The 22,017-nt window shown below is 63.2% G+C and carries 25 protein-coding genes; 14 read left to right on the plus strand and 11 right to left on the minus strand.

Going from position 1 to position 22,017, the window contains the following annotated elements; genetic code table 11:
* The first annotated feature begins 10 nt into the window (after positions 1–10).
* Together GA829_RS15715 and GA829_RS15720 are read left to right on the plus strand one after the other, a co-directional pair.
* Positions 11–220: a tautomerase family protein gene (locus GA829_RS15715; RefSeq protein WP_195179358.1), complete on the plus strand. Its 210-nt coding sequence runs from the start codon at positions 11–13 to the stop codon at positions 218–220.
* 134 nt (positions 221–354) lie between these two features.
* Positions 355–963, plus strand: coding sequence for a YdeI/OmpD-associated family protein (locus GA829_RS15720; protein WP_195179359.1), 609 nt, complete (start codon positions 355–357; stop codon positions 961–963).
* Between the two features lie 58 nt (positions 964–1,021).
* Here GA829_RS15720 and GA829_RS15725 read toward each other — a convergent pair whose 3' ends face one another.
* Both GA829_RS15725 and GA829_RS15730 read right to left on the minus strand, forming a co-directional pair.
* Entirely contained in the window at positions 1,022–2,245 is a 1,224-nt protein-coding gene (locus tag GA829_RS15725) for an MFS transporter (RefSeq protein ID WP_195179360.1), read from the minus strand.
* Positions 2,242–3,684, minus strand: a complete 1,443-nt coding sequence (locus GA829_RS15730) for an amidase (protein ID WP_195179361.1) — start codon at positions 3,682–3,684, stop codon at positions 2,242–2,244. Before GA829_RS15730 ends, GA829_RS15725 begins: the two co-directional genes overlap by 4 nt.
* Positions 3,685–3,846: 162 nt before the next feature.
* On the opposite strand from GA829_RS15730, the gene gcvA reads away from it, so the two are divergent.
* The gene (gcvA, locus tag GA829_RS15735; protein WP_195179362.1) at positions 3,847–4,743 is read left to right on the plus strand and encodes a transcriptional regulator GcvA; all 897 of its coding nucleotides are present in this window, start codon (positions 3,847–3,849) and stop codon (positions 4,741–4,743) included.
* Positions 4,744–4,893: 150 nt separating this feature from the next.
* Here the strand turns inward: gcvA and GA829_RS15740 are convergent, their stop codons facing one another.
* From GA829_RS15740 to GA829_RS15750, 3 genes are all read right to left on the minus strand, one after another.
* Entirely contained in the window at positions 4,894–5,163 is a 270-nt protein-coding gene (locus tag GA829_RS15740; protein ID WP_195179363.1) for a hypothetical protein, read from the minus strand.
* 37 nt (positions 5,164–5,200) lie between these two features.
* Positions 5,201–5,476, minus strand: coding sequence for a hypothetical protein (locus GA829_RS15745; RefSeq protein ID WP_258052308.1), 276 nt, complete (start codon positions 5,474–5,476; stop codon positions 5,201–5,203).
* 285 nt (positions 5,477–5,761) lie between these two features.
* A complete protein-coding gene (locus GA829_RS15750; protein ID WP_195179365.1) occupies positions 5,762–6,232 on the minus strand; it encodes a MarR family winged helix-turn-helix transcriptional regulator in 471 nt (156 codons plus the stop codon).
* A 120-nt stretch (positions 6,233–6,352) separates the two neighbouring features.
* Between GA829_RS15750 and GA829_RS15755 the strand changes: the two genes are divergently transcribed.
* Complete coding sequence (locus GA829_RS15755) at positions 6,353–6,697, plus strand: antibiotic biosynthesis monooxygenase family protein (protein ID WP_195179366.1); 345 nt, start codon at positions 6,353–6,355, stop codon at positions 6,695–6,697.
* 34 nt (positions 6,698–6,731) lie between these two features.
* Here the strand turns inward: GA829_RS15755 and GA829_RS15760 are convergent, their stop codons facing one another.
* A complete protein-coding gene (locus GA829_RS15760) occupies positions 6,732–7,046 on the minus strand; it encodes an EthD family reductase (protein WP_195179367.1) in 315 nt (104 codons plus the stop codon).
* Positions 7,047–7,296: 250 nt separating this feature from the next.
* On the opposite strand from GA829_RS15760, the gene GA829_RS15765 reads away from it, so the two are divergent.
* The 3 genes from GA829_RS15765 (at position 7,297) to GA829_RS15775 (ending at position 11,175) form a co-directional block, all read left to right on the plus strand.
* On the plus strand, positions 7,297–8,025 hold the full coding sequence (locus GA829_RS15765) for an outer membrane protein (protein WP_195179368.1): 729 nt from the start codon (positions 7,297–7,299) through the stop codon (positions 8,023–8,025).
* A 127-nt stretch (positions 8,026–8,152) separates the two neighbouring features.
* Complete coding sequence (locus tag GA829_RS15770; RefSeq protein ID WP_195179369.1) at positions 8,153–9,775, plus strand: ABC-F family ATP-binding cassette domain-containing protein; 1,623 nt, start codon at positions 8,153–8,155, stop codon at positions 9,773–9,775.
* Between the two features lie 299 nt (positions 9,776–10,074).
* A complete protein-coding gene (locus GA829_RS15775; RefSeq protein WP_195179370.1) occupies positions 10,075–11,175 on the plus strand; it encodes a KamA family radical SAM protein in 1,101 nt (366 codons plus the stop codon).
* A gap of 1 nt (position 11,176) precedes the next feature.
* Here the strand turns inward: GA829_RS15775 and GA829_RS15780 are convergent, their stop codons facing one another.
* Genes GA829_RS15780 through GA829_RS15790 form a run of 3 tightly spaced genes read right to left on the minus strand, consistent with a single transcriptional unit; the run spans position 11,177 to position 16,389 of the window.
* Entirely contained in the window at positions 11,177–11,782 is a 606-nt protein-coding gene (locus GA829_RS15780) for a 4'-phosphopantetheinyl transferase family protein (protein WP_258052309.1), read from the minus strand.
* Between the two features lie 51 nt (positions 11,783–11,833).
* Positions 11,834–12,295 (minus strand): GNAT family N-acetyltransferase, encoded by a 462-nt coding sequence (locus tag GA829_RS15785; protein ID WP_195179372.1) that lies wholly within the window; start codon positions 12,293–12,295, stop codon positions 11,834–11,836.
* Positions 12,292–16,389: a Pls/PosA family non-ribosomal peptide synthetase gene (locus GA829_RS15790; RefSeq protein WP_195179373.1), complete on the minus strand. Its 4,098-nt coding sequence runs from the start codon at positions 16,387–16,389 to the stop codon at positions 12,292–12,294. Before GA829_RS15790 ends, GA829_RS15785 begins: the two co-directional genes overlap by 4 nt.
* A gap of 364 nt (positions 16,390–16,753) precedes the next feature.
* On the opposite strand from GA829_RS15790, the gene GA829_RS15795 reads away from it, so the two are divergent.
* The 7 genes from GA829_RS15795 (at position 16,754) to GA829_RS15825 (ending at position 20,260) form a co-directional block, all read left to right on the plus strand.
* Positions 16,754–17,014: a DUF680 domain-containing protein gene (locus GA829_RS15795; protein WP_195179374.1), complete on the plus strand. Its 261-nt coding sequence runs from the start codon at positions 16,754–16,756 to the stop codon at positions 17,012–17,014.
* 55 nt (positions 17,015–17,069) lie between these two features.
* A complete protein-coding gene (locus tag GA829_RS15800) occupies positions 17,070–17,291 on the plus strand; it encodes a DUF680 domain-containing protein (protein ID WP_195179375.1) in 222 nt (73 codons plus the stop codon).
* Between the two features lie 114 nt (positions 17,292–17,405).
* Complete coding sequence (locus GA829_RS15805) at positions 17,406–18,377, plus strand: MBL fold metallo-hydrolase (RefSeq protein ID WP_195179376.1); 972 nt, start codon at positions 17,406–17,408, stop codon at positions 18,375–18,377.
* Positions 18,378–18,410: 33 nt separating this feature from the next.
* Positions 18,411–18,890 carry a tetratricopeptide repeat protein gene (locus GA829_RS15810; RefSeq protein ID WP_195179377.1) on the plus strand — a complete coding sequence of 160 codons (480 nt, stop codon included), beginning with the start codon at positions 18,411–18,413 and terminating at the stop codon, positions 18,888–18,890.
* Between the two features lie 254 nt (positions 18,891–19,144).
* The gene (locus GA829_RS15815; RefSeq protein ID WP_195179378.1) at positions 19,145–19,669 is read left to right on the plus strand and encodes a DoxX family protein; all 525 of its coding nucleotides are present in this window, start codon (positions 19,145–19,147) and stop codon (positions 19,667–19,669) included.
* A gap of 100 nt (positions 19,670–19,769) precedes the next feature.
* Positions 19,770–20,054 (plus strand): PRC-barrel domain-containing protein, encoded by a 285-nt coding sequence (locus tag GA829_RS15820; protein WP_195179379.1) that lies wholly within the window; start codon positions 19,770–19,772, stop codon positions 20,052–20,054.
* A 56-nt stretch (positions 20,055–20,110) separates the two neighbouring features.
* Positions 20,111–20,260 (plus strand): hypothetical protein, encoded by a 150-nt coding sequence (locus GA829_RS15825; RefSeq protein WP_127204769.1) that lies wholly within the window; start codon positions 20,111–20,113, stop codon positions 20,258–20,260.
* Between the two features lie 44 nt (positions 20,261–20,304).
* Here the strand turns inward: GA829_RS15825 and GA829_RS15830 are convergent, their stop codons facing one another.
* Entirely contained in the window at positions 20,305–21,189 is an 885-nt protein-coding gene (locus GA829_RS15830) for a hypothetical protein (protein WP_195179380.1), read from the minus strand.
* Positions 21,190–21,233: 44 nt separating this feature from the next.
* Positions 21,234–21,896 carry a glutathione S-transferase family protein gene (locus tag GA829_RS15835; protein WP_195179381.1) on the minus strand — a complete coding sequence of 221 codons (663 nt, stop codon included), beginning with the start codon at positions 21,894–21,896 and terminating at the stop codon, positions 21,234–21,236.
* Between the last annotated feature and the right edge of the window lie 121 nt (positions 21,897–22,017).

The following is a 22,017-nucleotide window of genomic DNA, read 5'->3' on the forward strand; positions in this document are numbered from 1 at the left end:
GAAAACCACCATGCCTTTTGCAAATTACAAGGTGCCGCAAGGCGCGCTTTCGGCCGGACAGAAGGAAGACCTCGTGCACAAGACCACCGCGCTGTTTGTCGACATGTTCGGCGAGGGCGTGCGTCCTTACACGATGGTGCTGGTCGAGGAGGTCGTCGACGGCGGTTATGGCCGTGCCGACGTGGTGTTCACCATCCCCGAGGAGAAGCGAGCTTCCTGACAGGGGCCGTCAGCATGGCGGGCATTCGCCCTCCCGCCAGGTTGCCGGGCGTTGTGCGATTGGCTAATCCGGAGGTGTCATCAGCACCGGAGCCAAGACATGATCGACGCCGCCGCAACGGGGAAAACCAGCTAATGGCGCCGATCCAGGTCGATCCGAACAAGGTGCGCGAATTCAAGGACGCGGCGAGCTTCTACGCCTGGCTCGGCAAGCATCACGACACCGAAGAAGAAGTCTGGATCAAGATCCACAAGGTAGGGTCGGGGCTCCAGTCGATCACGGCCAAGGAAGCGATCGACGTGGTGCTGTGCTGGGGCTGGATCGACGCCGTGCGCAAGGGCCTCGACGACAAGAGTTTCCTGCAGCGCTATTCCAGGCGCGGCAAGAAAAGCATCTGGAGCAAGATCAACATCGACAATGTGGCGCGGCTGGTCAAAGAGGGCCGGATGACCGGGCACGGGCTCACCCATGTCGAGGCGGCCAAGGCCGACGGGCGCTGGGACCGCGCCTATGGCAGCGGCAAGGACATGAAGATCCCCGACGATCTGCAGGCGGCGATCGATGCCGTGCCGGAGGCCAAGGCGATGCTGGCCAGGCTCAGCGCACAGAACCGTTTTTCGCTGGCCTTCCGCATTCACAATTTGAAGACCGAGGCCGGGCGCAAGAAGAAGATCGAGGCCTTTGTCGAGATGCTGAAGCGTGGCGAGACGATCTATCCGCAAGGCAAGAAATCAGCCGACTGAACTGATTCAACAAGGCGCGCTAACGCCTTGTGCGTGCAGTGGATTGTCTGGCCGCGGGCTAATGGGCTCCGCTCGCGGCTGTTGACGGTCTGGTCGCCAGTGCCGCGATGGCGGCGGCGATGAGGCTGGCGGCAATGCTGGCGATGATCGGCATCTTATAGCTGTGGCTGACGTCGAAAGCGAAGCCGGCGGCACTTGGCCCGACCAGCGTTCCGACAGCGACACTGGTGTAGAGGATGCCGATGATGGCGCTGACATTGCGGCCGCCGAAATAGTCCATGACCACGGCCGGCAGGATGGCGACCCAGCCGCCATAGAAGACCCCGAACAGCACGGCGAAGAGGGCGAGCGGCCAGAAACTGGTGGCGACAACCCAGATGGAGAGCGAGGCCGCCATGCCGACAAACATCGCGATCAGGAACGGATTTCTGCCCATGCGGTCGGCGAGGCCGCCGAGCACAAACCGCCCGAGCGTGCTGCCCAGCCCGATGGCGCCGAGAAGCAGCACCGCCGATGCGTGATCGATCTGATGATCGAGCGCATAGGGCACCAGATGCACGAAAGGAACGAAGACACCGAAAGCGCAAATGAGGCAGGCGGCATAAAGCCCAATGAACTGCCGGGTGCGGACGGCTTCCCGAACCGAGAAACCCGGCTTTGCCGCCGCCTTGGCGGCTACATCGAGAGGATCGCCATCGGGACCAAGGCCATGGTCGCGCGGATCATTGGCGAGGAACAGCGACATGCCGGCGCCGATGATCGCGGCCAGCACGCCAAGCACGAGATAGGCGTCGCGCCAGCCAAGCGCTTCGATCAGCCATGCCGCCAGCGGCGGCATGACCAGCGTGCCGACGCCGATGCCGCTGACCGCCAGTCCTGAAGCGAGGCCGCGGCGCCTGACGAACCAGCGCTGCACGGCGCCGATCGCCGGCACGTAGGCGCAGCCGACGCCCAGGCCGACGCCGAGCCCATAGGCGGCATAGACCTGCAGGATGCTGCGTGCCTGGCTGGCGAGAATGAGGCCGGCGCCGACCAGCAGCATGCCGAGGATGGCCAGCCGCCGGGCGCCCCAGCGATCCGCCAGCGGCCCCGAGATGATGCCGAAGCCGAAATAGAGAAAGCCGGCCAGCGAAAACACCAGCGACACCGACCCGCGCGAAGCGCCGAAATCATGCTGCAGGGGTGCTACGAAAGCGCTGAACGTGTAGGCGCTGCCGAAGCCGACGAAAGTGATGGCGAAGGCCGCCGCGACAACGGCCCATCCGTAGAAGAACTTGTTCATGCTGCCGCCACCTTCACGCCATCGCTGCTGGCCGGCCAGACTGGATGCCTGCGATGCCATGCCGTCAAGCCCTGAAAAGCCGCCCCGGCGCTGACCAGCACCGTTTCGCGCAGCCGGCCGGCGACAAGCTGCAGGCCGATCGGCATGCCGTCTCCAGTGAAGCCGGCGGGCAAGGTCAGCGCCGGATGCCCCGACATGTCGAAGGGGCAGGTGTAGCGCTGCAGCCTGGCGATCAGTTCCGGCTGCTCGCCCAGCGTCGCGATGGCCTTAAGCGTCAGCGGCGCGAAGGGCTGGACCGGCGTCAGCAGCACGTCAATGGTCTCGAACAGCGCATCGACCTGGCCACGGAAGGCCGCGCGGCGCAGCAAGATCTTCTGGTAATCCAAGCCGGACAGCGCTTGGCCGGCCTCGATGACGGAAGACAGGATCGGGCCATAGTCGTTTCTGCGCCCGGCATAGGCGGCTTCATGCGCGACCGCCGCTTCGACCGCGCAATTGGGCACCCAGTCGGCAACCGTCCGGGTGACGTCGGGAAAGCGGATTTTCATGACTTCGGCGCCGAGTTCCGTGAAGATTTCGAGTGCCTGTGCCAGTGCGGCTTGCGTGTCGGCATCGACTTCGTCGCTGTTCCAGGCCGGATCGATGCCGATATTCAGCCCTCGGATGCCAGCGCTGGCGGCGGCGAGATAGTCCGGCACGGGGTCAAGCAGGGCGGTCGGATCGCGCGGATCGACGCCAGCGATGACGCCGAGCATGACGCCGGCATCGATCGCGCTGCGGGCCATCGTGCCGACATGGTCCAGCGAGGCGGCAAGCTCGAACGCGCCATGCCGGCTAACCCGCCCCCAACTCGGCTTCAGCCCGGTCACGCCATTGGCGGCCGATGGCCAGCGGATGGAGCCGCCAGTGTCCGAGGCGAGCGAGCCATAGCAAAGCCCAGCCGCGATCGCCACGCCGGAACCGCTGGACGAAATCCCCGGCCAATAGGCGGCATTCCACGGGTTGCGCGGCGGCGTGATGGACGGATGATAGTCCGAATAGGCACCTTCGGTGAGTTGCGGCTTGCCGATCAGCACCGCGCCCTGGTCCTTCAGCCGTTGCACGGCCGTGGCATTCTCTGACGGCACGAAATCCCTGAACACCGCCGAGCCGGCGGCGGCCGGTTCGCCCCTGATCCAGAACAGATCCTTGACGGCAAGCGGCACGCCGTGAAGCGGGCCGCGATAATGCCCGGCCCGGATTTCCCTGTCGGCCGCTTCGGCCTCGCTCATGGCCGTTGTTTCAAGCACCCTGACATAGCTGTGCAGGGCGCCGTCCAGCGAGGCGATGCGGTGCAGCAACGCCTCGGTCACCGTGCGCGAGGAGACAGTGCGGTCCCGGATCAGCTGCGCGACCTCCATCAGTTCGAGATCGTGGAGATCGGTCTGGGGCGTGGTCATGCTGAAAGTCCTCGGTGAGCGTTGCCGCTCTATTTGCATTAGAAAATTTGATCTTATTGCCGCACGCCAGCCATGCTATGATAGCTGATTCTAATACGATCGCATGGATATTTGGTGCCTCGCAAACGAGAATTTCTCGGTCAAGTGAGTTAGAAAATCTAAATGATTGAGCCAAAGTTTCCTTCGTTGAACGCCTTGCGCGCCTTCGAGGCCGCCGCACGGCACATGTCGGTCAAGCTTGCCGCAGAAGAGCTTTATGTGACGCCGGGCGCCGTCAGCCAGATGCTGAAGACGCTGGAAGGGCAGCTTGGCGTGACGCTGTTCGACAGGGTCAATCGCGGCATCGTCCTGACCGAGGCCGGGCGTGATTTCCTGCCGCCGATCCGCAATGCCTTCCGCCAGATCGCCGAGGCGGCCAGGCGCGTGGGCGATACATCCGACAGCGGCCTGTTGACCGTCAGCGTCACGCCGTTCTTCGCCTCGGCCTGGCTGGTGCCGCGCATGAAGGGGTTTCAGGAGGCTCATCCGCGCATCGACCTCAGGATATCGACCAGCAACACGCTGGCCGATTTCTCGCGCAGCGGTGTCGATGTCGCCATCCGCCACGGTCTTGGCCGCTATCCCGGCCTGCGCAGCCATCATGTCGTCGCGGTGGAAATGGTGCCGGTTGCGGCGCCTGCGCTGGTCGAGCAATTCGGCTTGCCGGATGGTGCCGCCAATCTCGCCCGCTGGCCGCGCGTCCACGATGCCGACCGGCAGGGGTGGCAGCTCTGGTTCGAGGCGCAAGGCATCGAGAACGTCGGGCCGGTGCGGGGGCCTTCCTTCGACGACCCCGCCCTGCTCGCCGCGGCGATCGCCAGCGGCCAGGGCGCCGGCCTGCTGCCAGCCGCCATGGTGGCGCAGGATGTGGGCGAGGGGCGGCTGGTGAAGCTGGCGCCAGCCGTCAAGATGAATGCCTTCGCCTATTACCTCGTCTATCCCGAGGCCAGCCATGACCGGCCCAAGATCCAGGCGTTCCGCGACTGGATCATCAGCGTGGCCGCGCGAGAAGAGGGCTAATGCCCGGGCAATCGGCCAAGAAAAAAGCCGCCCTCGGTTGCGCGAGGACGGTCTTTCCCAGGGAGGAGGTCAGGAAGGGAGGAAGTCAGGAAGGAAAACGATCAAAGAGAATCAAGGTGCCGCTCTATCTCTTTGTTTTGGAAGAGGAGATTACGCGGCGACCTTGTGCTTCATGCCGTGCCTATTGCCGGTGTACTTGCGGTGCCACTTCGCATGCCTGCGGTGCTTCTTGACATGTTTGACGTGCTTCTTGTGCGCGGCAACTTTCTTGATTGGCGCCTTGACCGAAGCAGCCACGGGCGCGGCCGACGAAGCGGCGGCGGTGGTTGCCGCCGCATTGGCGGTGGTGGTGCCGAGAACCGGCGCGGCGAAGGTCAGGGCAACGGCCAGGCCGAGAGCGGAGAGGAGGGTCTTGTTCATGATGGACGTTCCTTGTTGTGGGGATTGAAATCCGATGTCACAGGCCTTGTTCGTCCGGTGCCACCCCGAGAAGCTTCAGAGCGTTGGCCAACGTCCGGATGCCTTGTGCCTGCTTGCGTTCGGCACAGAACCGGGCTGCCTCTTTCTGAAGCGCCGTTGCCTCGACGACTTGCGCCGTTTGGGCTTTGGTTTCGATGGCCTCGTCCAGTTGAAGACTGAGCCGGCTGCAAAATTCGCTGCGGGTGATGGCGTCCTTGGCTTGCGAAGGCCCGACCGCCGAGATGGCAAGCGACATGCCGAGCAAGGCAGCCATCCATCCGTTCGAACCTCGTTGCATCGCCAGTAACCGTCCCGTTCGCGTTTCGCGGCGACCGGTAATTCGACCGCTGCAAGGACGTTATGGCAGGCGATTTTTTCGCCAGTTTTTCCCGATTGTTGAATCTTGTTTCCGGATTGTTTCTCGGCGGGGAAACGCGTGGCTGAGCCACTCCGCACGCACCTCAGCCATGGCGAAGACGCTGAAAAGCTGGCGCCAAAACGGGCCGACAGGGCGCATGTGGCGGCGAGGGTGCTTCTATGGGGGTAGGGAAGGCGCCGGCTAGGCCTCGTCGGCGCTATGCTCAAGCCGTTCGCGCAAACGATCGAGCACCTCGCCGGCGGCCTCGATGGCCTTCGCGTCAAAACCTTCGCCAAGCATGTTGACCCATGGCACCTGCGCCCGCAGCGCGGCGTCGTGGGCTTCGGTGCCCTTGGCGGTCAGCACCACAAGCCTTGCGCTGCGGTGGTGCGGATTGTCCTTGAGTTCGACAAAGCCCTCGGCTTCGAGCTCGTTGACGATGCGCTGTACGCCTTGCCGGTTCAGCCCCATGTTGCGCGCCAGCCGGGCGACCGGCTCGGCCACCGGCGACAGGGCGATGGCGCCCAGCACCTGCCAGCGGGCGCTGGTCAGGCCGAGACCGGCAACCAGCCGGTCGCCGGCGGCAAGCAGCCGCCCATTGATCCGGAAGATCGACAGGATGATCTCGCTGACCGCGACGCCCGAAGGCGTCCTGATTTCCGTCTTGCTCATACGCAACACATTTCCATATTGACATCATATTGTCAATTTGACATTAAGGCACCGCCTTACGGAGCCGGCGAATGGTTCGCGGCCCGATCATCGCGAAATCCTAGAGAAGGAGAGACAGAGATGCAAAACAGTGAAGCGCAATCCACGGTATTCCGCATCGACCGGTTCGTGGTCCCGGCTTCCTCGGAAGCCGAGTTCCTGAGTGCGGTGGCTGAGACCAACACCGCCTTCGACGGCATGGAAGGATGCCTGCAGCGTCATGTGCTGAAGCAAGATGAGGCGGCAGGCGGTGAAAGCACCTACATCACAATCGTCGAATGGGCGTCGTCCCAGGTCATCCAGAAGGCACGCGAGGCAGCCGCCGCCAAGCACAAGGCGATGAAGCTCGACCCGCAGGAACTGTTCAGCCGCCTGAACATCAAGGCCGAGCTCGGCTACTTCGTCCCCGCGCCTGGCAGCGCCTGAGCCGGGTGAGGGCAACCCCGGGAGAGATCAAGACTCACAGTTCGTCGACATCGAACAGCAGCATGGTCAGATCATTGTCGCCCGGCGCCATCAGCCGCCGGTCAGCGGCGCAGGCGACGCCGATTTCCGAGGCAAACGAGCTGCGGATGTCGTCGAGGCTATCGAAATACAGCGTGCCCACGAGGTATGGCATCTCGCCCGCCGACAGCTTGATCATGGGCCGCCTGGAGACATCGTAGCGCCGCAGGCCGGGAAGCGTCTTGGCCAGCGGCACATGAACGTTGAAATAGTGCTGGTCGAAGGCCACCGGATCGGCCGGGGTTTTGTAGATCACAAGCATCTTGGCCATGGTCGTATTCCTGTCCTGTTGGTGTTGCGGGCCGGGCCGTAAAGGCCGCCGCTGTGGAAGTCGTTCCGGGATGGCGGATTTCGACAGGTGGCTGATTTTTTGTGTATTTGGGCGAGATTGATTCTCGAATGGCTCGGCTGATGCCCCTTCGCCTCGAGAAGGCAGTTTCCCGCCATCTGTGGCGCATTTGCCATATGTAGAAGTGGACTAAACGCCTATTAACGGACTGGATTGGGTCTTGGGCGCTGACATGAAAAATCTGCTTCTTTCCGCGCTTGCCGTTTTCGCGCTTGGCTGCTCGTCCGCCTGGGCCGCGGATCCTCTGGTCGCGATGCAGGAAGCGCCGGTCGCCTCATGGACCGGCTGTTATGTCGGCGGCAATGCCGGCGGCGGCTGGTCGCATATCGATCAGAAAAATGTCGGCCTGGTGAACGGCACCATCGACGATCCTCCACTCGATTATGGATCAGGCAGCGGCAGTGGTTTTGTCGGCGGTGCCCAGCTCGGTTGCGACTACCAGATGGATCGCTGGGTGTTCGGTGTTCAGGGCATGTTCGATTTCGGCGACATCAAAGGCAGCCACGTCATCACCGCATTCCCAACCTTCAATTTTGAAGACAATGTGAAGGAGCTGTTCACAGTCACCGGCAGGGCGGGCTACCTGTTCGACCCGGCTGTGCTGGGTTACGTGAAGGCGGGCGGGGCCTGGGCAAAGGTTGACAGTGCCCTCTATCGCAGCGGGCCGCCTCAATCGCTGTCGCAAAGCGACAGCTATGGCCAGTTGGGCTGGACCGTCGGTGTCGGCGCCGAATGGAAATTCGCCCGGAACTGGTCGGTTTTCGGCGAATACAACTATATGGACTTCGGCAAACACGATGTGACTTACACGTTGGCACCGGGTGCGGGCGGCTCAGCTGGTATTGTTTCAACCAAGCTCACCGTTCAGCAAGCGATCATCGGCCTGAACTACAGGTTCTGAACAGCTGACAACGATGGCTGGCGACGCTCTCGCGACCGCGCAACTGCGGCGCTGGCGCCTCTTCCAACCGCGCGTCTGATCGCGTATTGGCCCCTGAGAAAATCCCTCAGGCGCTCCAAAGACATCAATGATCAGACTTGAAAGCATCAGCAAGCAGAACGGCCGTCAGCTTGTCTTCATCGAGGCGTCGGCCGCCCTGCAGAAGGGCGAGAAGGTCGGCCTGGTCGGCCCCAACGGCGCCGGCAAGACGACGCTGTTTCGCATGATTACCGGCCAGGAACAGCCCGACGAGGGCCAGGTCCAGGTCGATCGCGGCGTCACCATCGGCTATTTCAGCCAGGATGTCGGCGACATGGAAGGCCACAGCGCGGTGGCCGAAGTGATGAACGGCGCAGGCCCGGTGAGCGACGTGGCGGCCGAGATGGCCGCACTTGAAGCTGACATGGCCGATCCCGACAAGGCCGACCAGATGGACGAGATCATCGAGCGGTATGGCGAAGCGCAGCATCGCTTCGAGGAGCTTGACGGCTACGCGCTGGATGGCCGCGCCCGCGAAGTGTTGGATGGCCTCGGCTTCTCCCAGGAAATGATGGACGGCGACGTCGGCAAATTGTCGGGCGGCTGGAAGATGCGCGTGGCGCTGGCGCGTATTCTTCTGATGCGCCCCGACGCGATGCTGCTCGACGAGCCGAGCAACCATCTTGATCTGGAAAGCCTGATCTGGCTGGAGTCTTTCCTCAAGGGCTATGACGGCGCGCTTTTGATGACCTCGCATGACCGCGAGTTCATGAACCGCATTGTCAACAAGATCGTCGAGATCGATGCCGGGTCGCTGACCGCCTATTCCGGCAACTACGAATTCTACCAGCAGCAGCGGGCGATCGCCGACAAGCAGCAGCAGGCGCAGTTCGAGCGCCAGCAGGCGATGCTGGCCAAGGAAATCGCCTTCATCGAACGCTTCAAGGCGCGCGCCTCGCACGCCGCCCAGGTGCAGAGCCGGGTGAAGAAGCTGGACAAGATCGACCGCGTCGAGCCGCCCAAGCGCCGGCAGACGGTGTCCTTCGACTTCCTGCCGGCGCCGCGCTGCGGCGAGGATGTCGTGACGCTGAAGAATGTCCACAAGGGCTATGGCAGCCGCAGCATCTATGAGGGGCTGGATTTCCAGGTCCGCCGGCGCGAGCGCTGGTGCATCATGGGCGTCAACGGTGCCGGCAAATCCACACTGCTGAAGCTGGTCGCCGGTGCTTCCGAGCCGGACACCGGCACGGTGGCCCGCGGCCCCAGTGTCAAGATGGGCTATTTCGCCCAGCACGCGATGGAGTTGCTGGAAGGCGAACGCACCGTGTTCCAGACGCTGGAGGACGCGTTTCCGCAGGCCGGCCAGGCGCCGCTGCGCGCACTTGCCGGCTGCTTCGGCTTTTCCGGCGACGAGATCGAGAAGAGATGCCGCGTGCTTTCCGGCGGCGAGAAGGCACGGCTGGTGATGGCGCTGATGCTGTTCGATCCGCCCAATCTTCTGGTGCTGGACGAACCGACCAACCATCTCGACATCGCCACCAAGGAGATGCTGATCACGGCGCTGTCGCAATACGAAGGCACCATGCTGTTCGTCTCGCACGACCGCCATTTCCTGGCCGCGCTTTCGAACCGCGTGCTGGAACTGACGCCCGAGGGTATCCACACCTATGGCGGTGGGTATACGGAATATGTCGAGCGGACAGGGCAAGAGGCGCCCGGATTGCGGAGCTAGGAGCGCTCAACCTGGCAATCTCCACCTTGAGGGGCAGGGCTGTCGCATATGGAAAGCCCCAAGGCTTTCGCTCTACGAATACCCCCACCCCTAACCCCTCCCCACAAGGTGGAGGGAGATTTCGGTAGGCGCTGATCCCGCCGAACCACCTAAGCTCGATGTTGAATATGATCAACAGAGGGGCTCGGCAGTGTTCCCTCCCCCTTGTGGGGAGGGTTAGGGTGGGGGTCCTTCTTCGCAGGAACCCATATGCGATGGCCCTGCCTCAAGGGGGAGATTGCCAAGTTCACGGAACTTCAATGACAATATATATCGAGGCCAACGAAACAACCGACACCGCCTGGCAGGACGATGTCCGCCAGGGCGTGCGCCATGTGCGTGATCTCGCGGCGCTGCCGCTGTCGCCGGCCGAGCGCGCGGCGGCGCAGGCGGCGGCGACGCTTCACAAGGTTCGTGCTCCAAAAGCCTATCTCGACCTGATCGACTGGAACGATCCCGCCGATCCCATCCGCGCGCAGGTCATTCCTTCGCCGCGGGAACTGGTCGAGCAGGAGGGCGAGCTTGACGATCCGATCGCCGACCATGCGTTCAGCCCGGTGCCGCGCCTGACGCATCGCCATGCCGACCGGGTGCTGCTGTTTCCGACCTATCAGTGCGCGGTCTATTGCCGGTTCTGCTTCCGCAAGGAATCGCTGACCTCGATCGGCCGAGGTTATACACGCGAGGCGCTGGAAGAGGCCTTCGCTTATGTCGAGGCGCACCCTGAAATCCGCGAGATGATCCTGACCGGCGGCGATCCGCTGTCGTTGCCGGACAAGGCGCTGGCCGAAATCCGTACCCGCGTCGAAGCCATCCCGCATGTGCGGCTGCTGCGCATCCACACACGTGTGCCGGTGGTGCTGCCGTCGCGTATCACCGCCGGGCTGGTCAGCGCGCTGCAAGGCCGGCTGATGGTCACCGTCGTCACCCATTTCAACCACCCACGCGAGATCACAGACGCGACGGAAGCGGCCTGCCGCACGTTGCGGCAGGCCGGCTTTGTGCTGCTCAACCAGAGTGTGTTGCTCAAAGGCGTCAACGACAGTGTCGACGTGCTGGAAGAACTCTGCCGAGAACTCATGTATCGCCTGGGCGTCAAACCCTATTACCTCCACCACGGCGATCTGGCGCGCGGCATGGCGCACCGGCGCACCACGATTGCTGATGGGCAGGCGCTGGTCGCGGCACTCAGGGCGCGCCTGTCTGGCATCTGCAATCCGGTCTATGTGCTGGACCTGCCGGAGGGCGGCGGCAAGGTGCCGCTTGGGCCCTCCTATGTCGAGGCGCAAGACGGCGATCTCTGGCACTTTCGCGGGCACGATGGGCAATCGAGGGCGTATAGGGAAGTGGTGGGCGAGTAGGTTAGCGCGCCTCTCCATCGACAAACGCCAACACGGCCACGCGCGGGGCAGCGCAGTATACAAACCTCGCCCGGTGGCCCGTCTTCGTCGTCGCGCGGCCAGTGTTCAGGTCGACGGTGATATCCTCATAGCCCAGCACCTCGCCATCAAGCGGGTAGACGGCCTTGTACACCGCCTCCTTGGCTGAAAAGAGGATGCGGCCGGCAAGGTCCCGGTCGGCCGGGTTCGTCCGGTCGGCGGGCGTGGCAACGAGCGCGAAAATGTCATCGGGGAGGGGCAGTGCCGGCTCGACGTCGATGCCGAGGGTGCGGATGTCGCCAACAGGCGCAACCGCCGCGACAGCCATCTCGTCATCATGCGCCAGCGAACCCGTTATCCCGTCGGGCCAGGCCGGCGCGCCGGACGGCGTGCGCAGGACAGCAACATCGTCGACGCCAAGCTCGGCCAGCAGCCGGTGCGCGATCCAGCGGCCCGCACCGCTGGCCTGCCTCATGGCCGGCTGGCGCGCGGCGATGGAGCGTGCCTCCGCCGGCAGCAGGTGGGCCTCATCTCCCTGGCGTATCATCCGGCACCCGACCCGGACCCCCATCGGGGCCATCTCGGACATCGCCCGCGCCAGCGCGGTTTCCGCGGACGAATTTGCGGGCGACATTGTCGATCAACCGGCCGATGCCGGCAGGACGAGGTCGGCGATCATTTCGCCGTCCTCGTCGAGCCCTTGTTCCACGAAGCCAGCGCCGCGATAGAGTTGCCGCGCGGCTTCATTCTCGGGTTCGTAGCAGATTGAAATGTACCTGACGTGGCCGAGCCCTTGGATTTCCTCCAGCACTTCACGCAACGCGGCCTTGCCGTAGCCTCTGCCCTGCCAGTCGCGGTCGATCATGAAACGATAGATCCGCGCCTCGTCGTCATCCTCGGGCGCCTCGTACATCAGGAACCCGACGACACGATCCTCGGCGATGACGACCCTTGGCCGTGCGTCCTCGTCGGTCTGGGCTTCCTCCAGCGAGTCCGTATTACTGGCAACGAAATCCATCTGCTCCGGCGCAAGCCGCAAGGCGGCAACCGGGGCCCGGTTGGCCTCGGTCACCGCAACAAGCCGGATGCCCGTGGTCTTCAAGCCGAAGTTCCGGAGCCGCTTTCCACAACCGGGGTGACGAAGCGATGCAGCTTGGCCGGGTTGCCCCGCCACAGCGAGTTGGGCTCCAGCTCTTCACCCTTCATCACGAAGGAATCGACATCGACCATTGAGCCTTCGCCCATCACGACGCCATAGTGGACAAACGCGGAAGGCCCAAGCGTGCAGCCCTTGCCGATGCGGATGTAGTCGGACTTGAACGCGCCTTCTTCCAGCGAATGGGCCTGGATGACGCAGCCTTCGTTGAGCGTGACGTCATCGCCGATCTCCACCAGCGAACGCTCGGTCAGGTTGCTGCCGCCGTCATAGACCCTCTTGCCCACCTTGACGCCCAGCAGGCGCAGGATTACCGGCCGGAACGGCGTGCCGCCGAACAGACGCACGATCGGCGAATCCGCCAGCTTCCAGTGGCGTTCGTGGCGCCAGAAGTCGACATCGTAGATCGTCGTCATCCGCGGCTTCAGCCTGCCGAAGCCAAGGCTTGCCCGCTCGACCAGGATGTAGAACGGAATGGTGATCGCGGAGGTCAAGAGCACGGCCAGGAACAGCGCGACCTCCGCCCATTCGGTATAGTAGTTCAGCGCACGGTCCCAGATCGCCAGTGTGGCGAACAGCATGACCCATTGCGTTGCCACGAACAGAAGGATGGTCACCAGGTTGTGACGGTTCTTGTGCGGGATGCGCTGGCGCCTGTCCGCCTCGCCGACACCGGCGATAAGTTCCTTGTCGCGGTTGACCATACGCGGGATTTCGAACGGAGGCGAACCCAACAGGCCGACATTCTCGCGCAACGGCCCGTCGATGGGGATCATCACCTTGGTGCCGAGCAGGACGTTGTCGCCGGTGCGGCCGTCCGAGGGGTAGTAGATGTTGTTGCCGAGATAGTTGCGTTCGCCGATGCGCGTCGGCTCGAGCCGGAAGGCGGTAGCGGACTTGTGCATGTTGATCATGAACAATCCGTCCGACACCATGGTCTCGGTGCCGATCTCGCACAGAAGCGGGTTTTCGTGCTGCTGGTTGCTGCCGAAGTTGGAACCGGTCTGGACCACCTTGTTGAGGTTCCAGCCGATGGCGCGCATGTAGTACACGATTGCCGAGCTGTCGCCAGCCAGCAGTCCAAGCACGCGGGAATTGCTCGTAAATTCGGTGACGGTCTGCAGCCAGTAGCGGAAGCCGTAAAGCGTATAGGTGCGGCCTGGCTTCAGGAGCAGGCTTGTCAGGCGGGGCACCAGCGTTGCCGCGAGAAAGGCCGCGGCGATGTAGCCCAAAAGCGTGACAGTGGTGCCGATCGCGACGACGCCGATCGTCTCCTGATAGTCGTCGCCGACGTTCTCCCAATAGCTGTGGAACAGCAGCGGCAGGGGTGTGACGATGGCAAACAGCCCAATCAACTGAACCGCTTCGAAGAGGAAGCGCCGGATGTTGGAAGGATTGACATTGCGCACCTTGCAATAGTCCGCCGTGGTTGGCACCGCCGGCGATCCATGCCAGCGTTCGCCGTCCGGGATGCTTTGCCCGCGGTGCAGCGAGGAAGAATGGCCGAGCTGGGCGCCGTCGCCGATGCTGGTGTCGATGTCGAGCGTGGAGCCGACGCCGACGAAGGCATCGCGGCCGATGGTCAGTGGCCCGGTATGGATATAGCCGGACTGGGCCCTGAAGCCGAGGATCATCGATTCCTTGCGCAGGATGGTGTTCGCGCCGATTGAAATGAGATCCGTGCAGACAGGCACCGATTTCGATTCGATGACGGCGTTTTTCCCAAGTTTGGTGCCCAGAAGCTGCAGGTAGATGCTGTAGAGCGGGCTGCCACGGAAGAGCACGACGGGCGCCGTGCGGATCAGCGTCTTCACGACCCAGAAGCGATAATAGCGCAAGCCCCAGATGGGAAATGCCTCCGCTTTCCAGCGGCCAACGAGCACCCATTTTGCCAGCACGGCGAAGCCCGTCATCCCGAAGAATGCGCCAGCCGAGAGCAAGACGCAGCGCAGATAGAGCTGCAGCGGGTCGTCGAGGGCGTCATAGACCCAGTTGAGGCCGTAATTGACCGCCCACAGGGCGAGATAACTGTAGGCCGCGTAAAACAGCAGCTGCGCCGCGCCGCAGGTCCAGTAGACAAGGTCCGATGCCTTGCGCGTGAGGACAGGCTCATTGGTGGCGGTCGTCATCTCCTCCGGCACGCCCAGATGCAGCGCCAGGCGCGCCACCGTCGGATAGAGGTAGATGTCGCGCATCGACGTCGTCGCCCACTCCTTGCGGGTGCGGACGCGCGCGCAGAAATGGGCCATCAGCAACGAGTTGGCGCCGAGATCGTCGAAGAAGTGATCCTCCACGGACACCTCTTCGAATTTCAGCACCGATGCCAGTGCGTCGGCCAGGAAGCGCTCGTCGTCATTGCCGGGCGGCACCATGGTTCGGTCGGCCGAAAGCCGGACGCTCGTCGGCTTCGGCAACTGGCGAAGGTCCACCTTGTTGGAGACCGTCATCGGGATCGCCGGCAGTTCCTCCAGATAGGAAGGCACCATGTAATCCGGCAGGCGGCGCTTCATCACCTGGGCGATGTCGGCGCGCGAAATCGCCTGAACGCCGGCCTTGGGGGCGTAGTAGGCAACGAGTTCGACGCGGCCGGGCTCGATCTCCCAGGTGGTGACGGCGGCCTGCGCGATCTCCGGCTGGTCCAGCAGCACCGCCTCGATCTCGCCGAGCTCAATGCGATAGCCCCGGATCTTCACCTGGGTGTCGATGCGGCCATTGTATTCGATCTCGCCATTGTCGTTGATCCGGCCAAGGTCGCCCGTCCGGTAAATGCGCTTCGACGGATTGTTCGGCAGGCCGACGAAATCGGCGATGAATTTCTGTTCCGTCAGGTCCTGCCGGTTGAGATAGCCCACGGCCAGCCCGATGCCGGCAATGCCGATCTCGCCCAGTTCACCCGGCGCGGCAAGTTCCGGCACCGAAGGGTCGAGGATGACGATCGAGTAAGTGGGCAGCGGCGCACCGATGGTGACGGGACGATCAGGTGTCAGCGCACCCATGGTTGCGGTGACGGTCGCCTCGGTGGGGCCATAGGTGTTGAGGATCTGCCGTCCCGGCTTCGACCAGCGCACCACCAGATTGTGCGGGCAGGCTTCGCCGCCCACCAGCAAGGTGCGCAGGCTGGGCACGTCGCTCGCCATCGACGACAGCAAGGTTGGGCTGCAGGCCATGCAGGTGATGTCATGATGGCGCAGGAAATCGGCGAGTTCCTCGCCCACCAGAGGCAGCTGGCCAGGCGCCGGTACGACCGTGGCGCCGGCGACGAAAGGCACCCAGATCTCTTCGGAAGAAAAATCGAAGGCGATGGTCATGCCCTGGTAGACACGATCGCCCGGCCGGTATCCGTAGGACGCGGCGGCGACCCTTATGAAATTGACGAAACTCTGGTGCCTGACGGCCACGCCCTTGGGCCTGCCGGTGGTGCCGGAGGTGTAGAGGATGTAGCAGGTGTCGTCGGTTGCGGCGGTCTTCGCATGCGGCTTCAGCGGCGCGCCGGACTGCGCGGAAATCTCGGCGGCGGCGCTGTCGATCAACACGTGCGGAACGGGCAGTTGATCCGCGCGCGACGCATAGGCGGCGATGGTGACGATCAGGCTCACGCTGGCGTCTTCGATGATGAGCGTCATGCGCTCTTCGGGAAACGCCGTGGCCAGCGGCACGAAGGCCGCGCCTGCCTTCATTACGGCCAGCAATGCGACATAGGTGTCGGCCGAACGGTCGAGAATGAGCCCGACCCGGTGGCCCGGACGCACGCCTCGCTTGATCAGCAGGCGGGCGAACTGGTTGGCACGCTTGTTGATCTCCTGATAGGTCCAGGTACGTCCGTCGGAGATGACCGCCGGCAACGAGGCGAATGCCTCGGCGAGTTCATCGAAGACCGTCTCGAGCCGCTCATGCGGCAGGCCTTGCCGGGCAAAATCGGCGCCCGTCAGAATCTGGGCGCGCGCGACGGCGGTTTTTGCAGGCACCATGTCTGTCTTGGGCTGGCTGCCCTGTCCTGCCGCTTTGCCGTCCAGGGTGGCGATATCCAAACCGTAGTCCATTTCCGTACTTTCTCGCCTTGGCCGGGCATGGCCCGGCAAATCTCAATAATGCTGCGCTCAAAAAGGCATTGTCGGCTTTCCAGCCGCTGCAATTCGACCCTTGTCGATGGACGACCGAAGCTTCCAAAAAAGAAGAATCCGGACTCCGCCGCAGGGTGGTTATACGATCCGATCATGTCGCCAGTTTTTCTGAACTGTTGAAAGTTGTTTCTGAATTGTGTCTCGGGGCGTCGCCAAACCCCGATTCCCGCCCTTCAAAAAAATCTCACGGCATCCGGGAATAAAGGGATGCCGCCGCGGGTCTTGTTATCAGCGAGGCCATTCTCCCGGCACGCGAACAAGAAACGAACCAAGGATATTCGAAATGACCAAGCTCGCCTTCAGCGCGGCTGCGATGTTGCTCGCCGCAAGTTCAGCTTTCGCCGGCAGTGACCACGGCGCCAACAATTCCAACCAGCCGGCCACATCCGTCGACACCAACGCGACGGCTTCCATCCCCTACACGCCGCGCCAGGATGGCGTCGACACCAAGGTGACGACCGGCCCAACCACGACCGGAGCGAGCCAGGGCTCGGTGCAGGACATCATCACGCGGCACAACAACGACAGTCTCTGGGGCCGCTGAGCGCGATCGCTTCAAACATCCTCCCCAACATCTCTCAATCAAGGAACCATTCATCATGAAAAACCTCGCACTCACCGCCGCCGCCATCCTCATCGCCACCTCAGGCGCCTTTGCCGGCAGCGACCATTTCGATCCGGACAACACAAGCCAGACAACGGCGACCGTCGACCACACCTACACCGCTTCGATCCGCAAGCCCGACATGGTCCGGCACGGCGTCCAGGCGGCCACCAAATCTGACGCGGACGAACCCGGCCAGGGCATTTGGGGCAACTGAGTTCAGGGGTCGGGGCTGTCACCCCCGTCTCGACCCCGATCCGCGATCAGCGACGGAGGGCCAGGGCTTGGCCCTCCGTCATTTCCGCCTTCAACGCTCACACAGGAGATCCCCATGTTCAGCATGACACGTCGCACATTGCTTGGTTCCGCAGCCGCCGCAGCCGCTTTCGGCCTTGCGGGCAAGCTGGAATTTACCCGTCCGGCCTTCGCCGACACACCGGTCGAGCCATCCGTCGGCTTCTACAAATACAAGGTCGGCGATATCGAAATCACCGCCATCTATGACGGCATCTGGCGCAAGCCGCACGACCCGGCCTTCATCAAGGATGTCTCCGTCGAGGACACCAAGGCAGCACTCGCCAAGGCGGGGCTGACCACCGAATTCATGCCCATCCCGCTCACCGTCGTCGTGCTGAAGATGAACGGCAAGCTGATCATGATGGATGCCGGTTCAGGCGTCGGCCAGTGGCAGGCCAACGCCACGCATCTGCCGGCCAACATGGCGGCCGCAGGCATCGACTACAAGGCGATCGACACGATCATGATCTCGCATTTCCACCCCGACCATGTCTGGGGCCTGATGGAGAAGGGCACCAATACGCCGGTGTTTCCGAATGCGGAGCTCATCGTCAACGCCACCGAATACAATTGGTGGACCGACCCCAGCCGGCTGGCCAAGCTGCCCGAAGGGCGCAAGCCGGCTGGCAAGCGCATCGCCGAGAACTTCCCGAAATGGAAGAACTGGAAGCTGGTGCAGGATGGTGCGGAAGTCGCGCCGGGCATCCAGATCATCGCCGCGCCGGGCCACACGCCCGGCCACTCGGTGTATCTCGCCAACTCCGGCAAGGAGCAGATCATGATCTCGGCCGACACGATGTATGTGCCGGCCCTGCTGGCGCCGCATCCGGAATGGCAAGGTAGCTACGACCAGGACGGACCAACGGCGATCACAACGCGCCACAAGATCATCGACCGCGTCATTGCTGACAATATCAGGATTTCCGGTTCGCATTTCCCGTTCCCGGGCACCGGTACCTTCGTCAAGGACGGCAATGCCTATGGCTTCACCCCCGTTGAAATCTGAGCACGGGCTTCCAGACACAAAGCGAGAAAGACAATGAAACATTCCTTCCTGGGCAGAAATGCCCTGTACGGCCTGCTCGGCGCCATCGCCGTGCTGACCGTGATCCCGGTTGCCACCATCATGCCGGCCTATGCCGTCGATGATATCGAGGGCGCCGACGCGCCGGACCTTACCGCCGTCCAGGCCAAGATCGCCGCCAAGGACTATCAGGGCGCGCTGACCGACCTGCGTGATATCGCGCAGGATACGCAGCAGGCCGACGTCTACAACCTGCTCGGCTTCACGCTGCGCAAGACCGGCGACTTCAAGACGGCGCTGACCTACTACAACAAGGCGCTGGAGCTGAAGCCCGATCACAAGGCCGCCCGCGAATATCTGGGCGAGCTCTATGTCGAGACCGGCGACATGCCCAAGGCCAATGAACAGTTGGCGTCGCTGCAAAAGCTCTGCCCGGCCGGCTGCGAGGAACTCGCGGACCTGCAGAAGGCCATCGATACCAAAGTGACAAAGTAGGGCCACGGTGCGTTTCCTCTCCCCCCGCGAATGTGGGGAGAGGTGGACCGGCGCAGCCGATATGGAGTGGAGGCGTGGCGCCGGGCCAGCCTCCGCTACCCGACAGCTCGGGCGCTCGTGGCTGGCGCCCATTGCCGGAGCCGGCATCCTCTCCGTAGCCGGCTCCGGCCTTTTCAACCCGGACGCCTTCAACCATCCCGAGCGTCCCGCTGGGCGCACGGCGCCTGCCTGTTTTCAAAGATTGGAGCCTGACCATGACACCGACCGAACGCGTCGCGAGGTTGCAAGCCCTCGCCACGAAACTGCATGTTGGGGACATCATCCTGCTGGCTGCCCGCCTGCTGCTGTCCTTGCTCTTCCTGCATGAAAGCCTGGTGCTGGCCACGCATTTCGACGGCGCCGCCAAGGCCATGGCCGCGCTCGGTGTCAGCCTGCCGCTGCTGGTGGCGACCATTTTGCTGCAACTGGGAGGAGGGCTCTCCGTCGCATTCGGCCTTCTGACGCGCCTCGGCGCGGTTGGCCTTGGCCTGTTCTGCCTCGCCACCGCGATGCTGTTCCACACAAATTTCGCCAGCCAGAACGAACTGCTGCATTTCGAAAAGGATTTTGCCATCGCCGGCGGCATGTTCGTGCTGGCGATCGCGGGGGCGGGCGGGATTTCGCTGGACCGATTGCTGGTTGGCTTCGTGAAGCATCGGCAGCAAGACCGCGAGACGGTCGCCGCGCTGATGGCGCCCGGGAGCCAGATGTCGGCGGGTGAAATCAAGCTGCCGATATGAGCGGCGCCTTAGGGGCCGGTCGCCTCGATCCGTTTTCATGATCCGCTGGAACCGTTGGCCATGTCGGAGGTTCATCCTGTCCAACCAGAGGAGACCTGCCATGGACCACACCAACCACATGCGGCTTACCGATGCCGAACTTATCCCTAGCGAACTCGAAGGTGCGACCATCTACGGCCCCGACGATGAGAAGATCGGTTCCGTCGATCATCTCCACGGCACCCAGGTCGTCATCGATGTCGGCGGCTTTCTCGGTATCGGCGCCAAGCCGGTGGCCGTCTCCACCAGCGAGCTCGATTTCATGCGAGACGAGGATGGCGACGTTCATGCCGTGACCAGCTGGACCAAGGACCAGCTGAAAAAAATGCCCGAACACCGCGACTGAAAGCACAAGGGCCCGGCGATAAGCCGGGCCCTTCGTCCTTCCGAGGGGAGAGACACATGATCAGGAAACTGAAAGACGGAAAATACCGTCTGTATTCACGCAAGAAGGACGAAAAGACCGGCAAGCGCCGCAACCTCGGCACTTTCGACAGCCGCGAGGCGGCTGAGAAGCACGAGCGGGAAGTGCAGTATTTCAAGCGGCATTGAGGCAGCGCCGCATTGCAGCCTCCGCCTTGCCAAGCCGTAGAAGCCTACTTTCCAGCCATGTGATCGGCGAGCGCCTGTGCCTGGGCGAGGAGCGCCGGGAAGACCGGGTTTTCAGGCAGGCTCTTGCCCATGCAGGCGCGATAGTCGCTGTCGCCTTTTGCCCAGGCGGCGTTGGCGGCATCGAATGCCTTCTCGTCCTGGTCGTCCGAAGCCTGGCTGGCGATTTTCTGGGCGGCGGCGTCGGCCGTGGTCCACAAAGTATCGCAGGCCGCGATCTGCGGGACGGCGGGGGTAGCCGGTGCCTCTGCGATCATGACGCTGTTGCCCTTGACCAGCGTCACGATGACCTGCTGGTTGGGGATCGGCCCGATGTCCTGCGTCCAGCCGCCGAGCCGCGCGATGGCCATGTCGGCGCCTTCAGGCGTTTTCAGCGCGAAGTCGAGCGTGCCCGAGAAGGCAGCGTCGCTGCCGATGGCCTGGGTATAGAAGGCATCGAGCTTCAGCGCTTCGTTGAAGCCAGCCGGCAATTTGAAATCCGCGTCCGTCTCCGCGGCTCTGGACTGGAGCCAACGGTCGACCAGCCCGCGCGTGGATGCCACGATGCTCGGGCCGTCCTCGGTGCCGTGCCGCAGTCCGTCCAGCATGCCGAAGCCGATATCGGAGGCGCTGAGGCTTTCGGTATTGATCGTGCCGGCTGCCGGAAAATCCTTGACCGAGAAGGGGCCGAGAATGTCCGTGAGGCGCTTTTCGAGATCGGCCCGCGCCTTTTCATTGGTCGCGTCGATCGTTTCCACCGGCGTGTTGGAACTCACCAAAGCCGCGATGTCGGAAATCGCCTTGTCGCGCGCGGCGATATAATCGTCCTCGGGCGACGCCGCGAAAGCAGCACTGGTTGCCAGCGCGAATGCCAATGTCCAAACCAACCGCATGATCGAGTCTCCCACTTTCGGCAGCTCATCGCTTGGCTTGGTGGCTATTGTGCGGCGGCGGGGTCTTGCGTCGCGGTGAAAACCGCCAATTGCGCGGCGAAGGCGCGCTTGAAGGCCGGCCGTGCCTCGCCACGGGCGACATAGGCGGAAATGTTCGGGACCTCGTCCAGCAGACCCGATCGGCGCAACCGGCGCAGCACCGACACCATTTGCAGGTCGCCGGCGCTGAACGCGCCATCGAGCCAGTCGGCACCGCCCAGGCGTTGGGAAAGGTCGGCCAGCCGGCCACGGATGCGATCATGGACGAGCGGCAGGCGCTGCTTGTGCCAGGGCTCGTCACGCTCCAGGATCATCGCGGTTTGAAGCTCCAGGATTGGCGGCTCGATCGTGCTGAGCGCGGCAAACATCCAGGTGATCGCGCGTGCCCGGGCATTGGCATCGGTTGGCAGCAGCCCTGCGTTACGCTCCGCTATATGGAATATGATCGAGCCCGATTCGAACAAGGCGAGATCGCCTTCCTCATAGGTCGGAATCTGCCCGAAGGGATGAAGCGCACGATGCGCCGGTTCCTTCATCGCACTGAACGAGACAAGCCGGACATTGTAGGGCTGGCCCGCTTCCTCAAGCGCCCAACGAACAGGCATGTCACGCGCCAGCCCTATGCCGCGATCAGGAGACTGTTCAAAGGCGGTGATTGTAGGGTTCATTGGCAGGCTCCCTGTCGCAAGCAGTCGGGTCTTGTGATCTGTCTCCAGAGGACGAACGAACAGTACGGCTTCCGACAGCCGGCCTCATTTTTTCGGCGCATGACACGGACCGTTCGCCACA

This window comes from Mesorhizobium sp. INR15 (assembly GCF_015500075.1).
Lineage (GTDB): Bacteria > Pseudomonadota > Alphaproteobacteria > Rhizobiales > Rhizobiaceae > Mesorhizobium.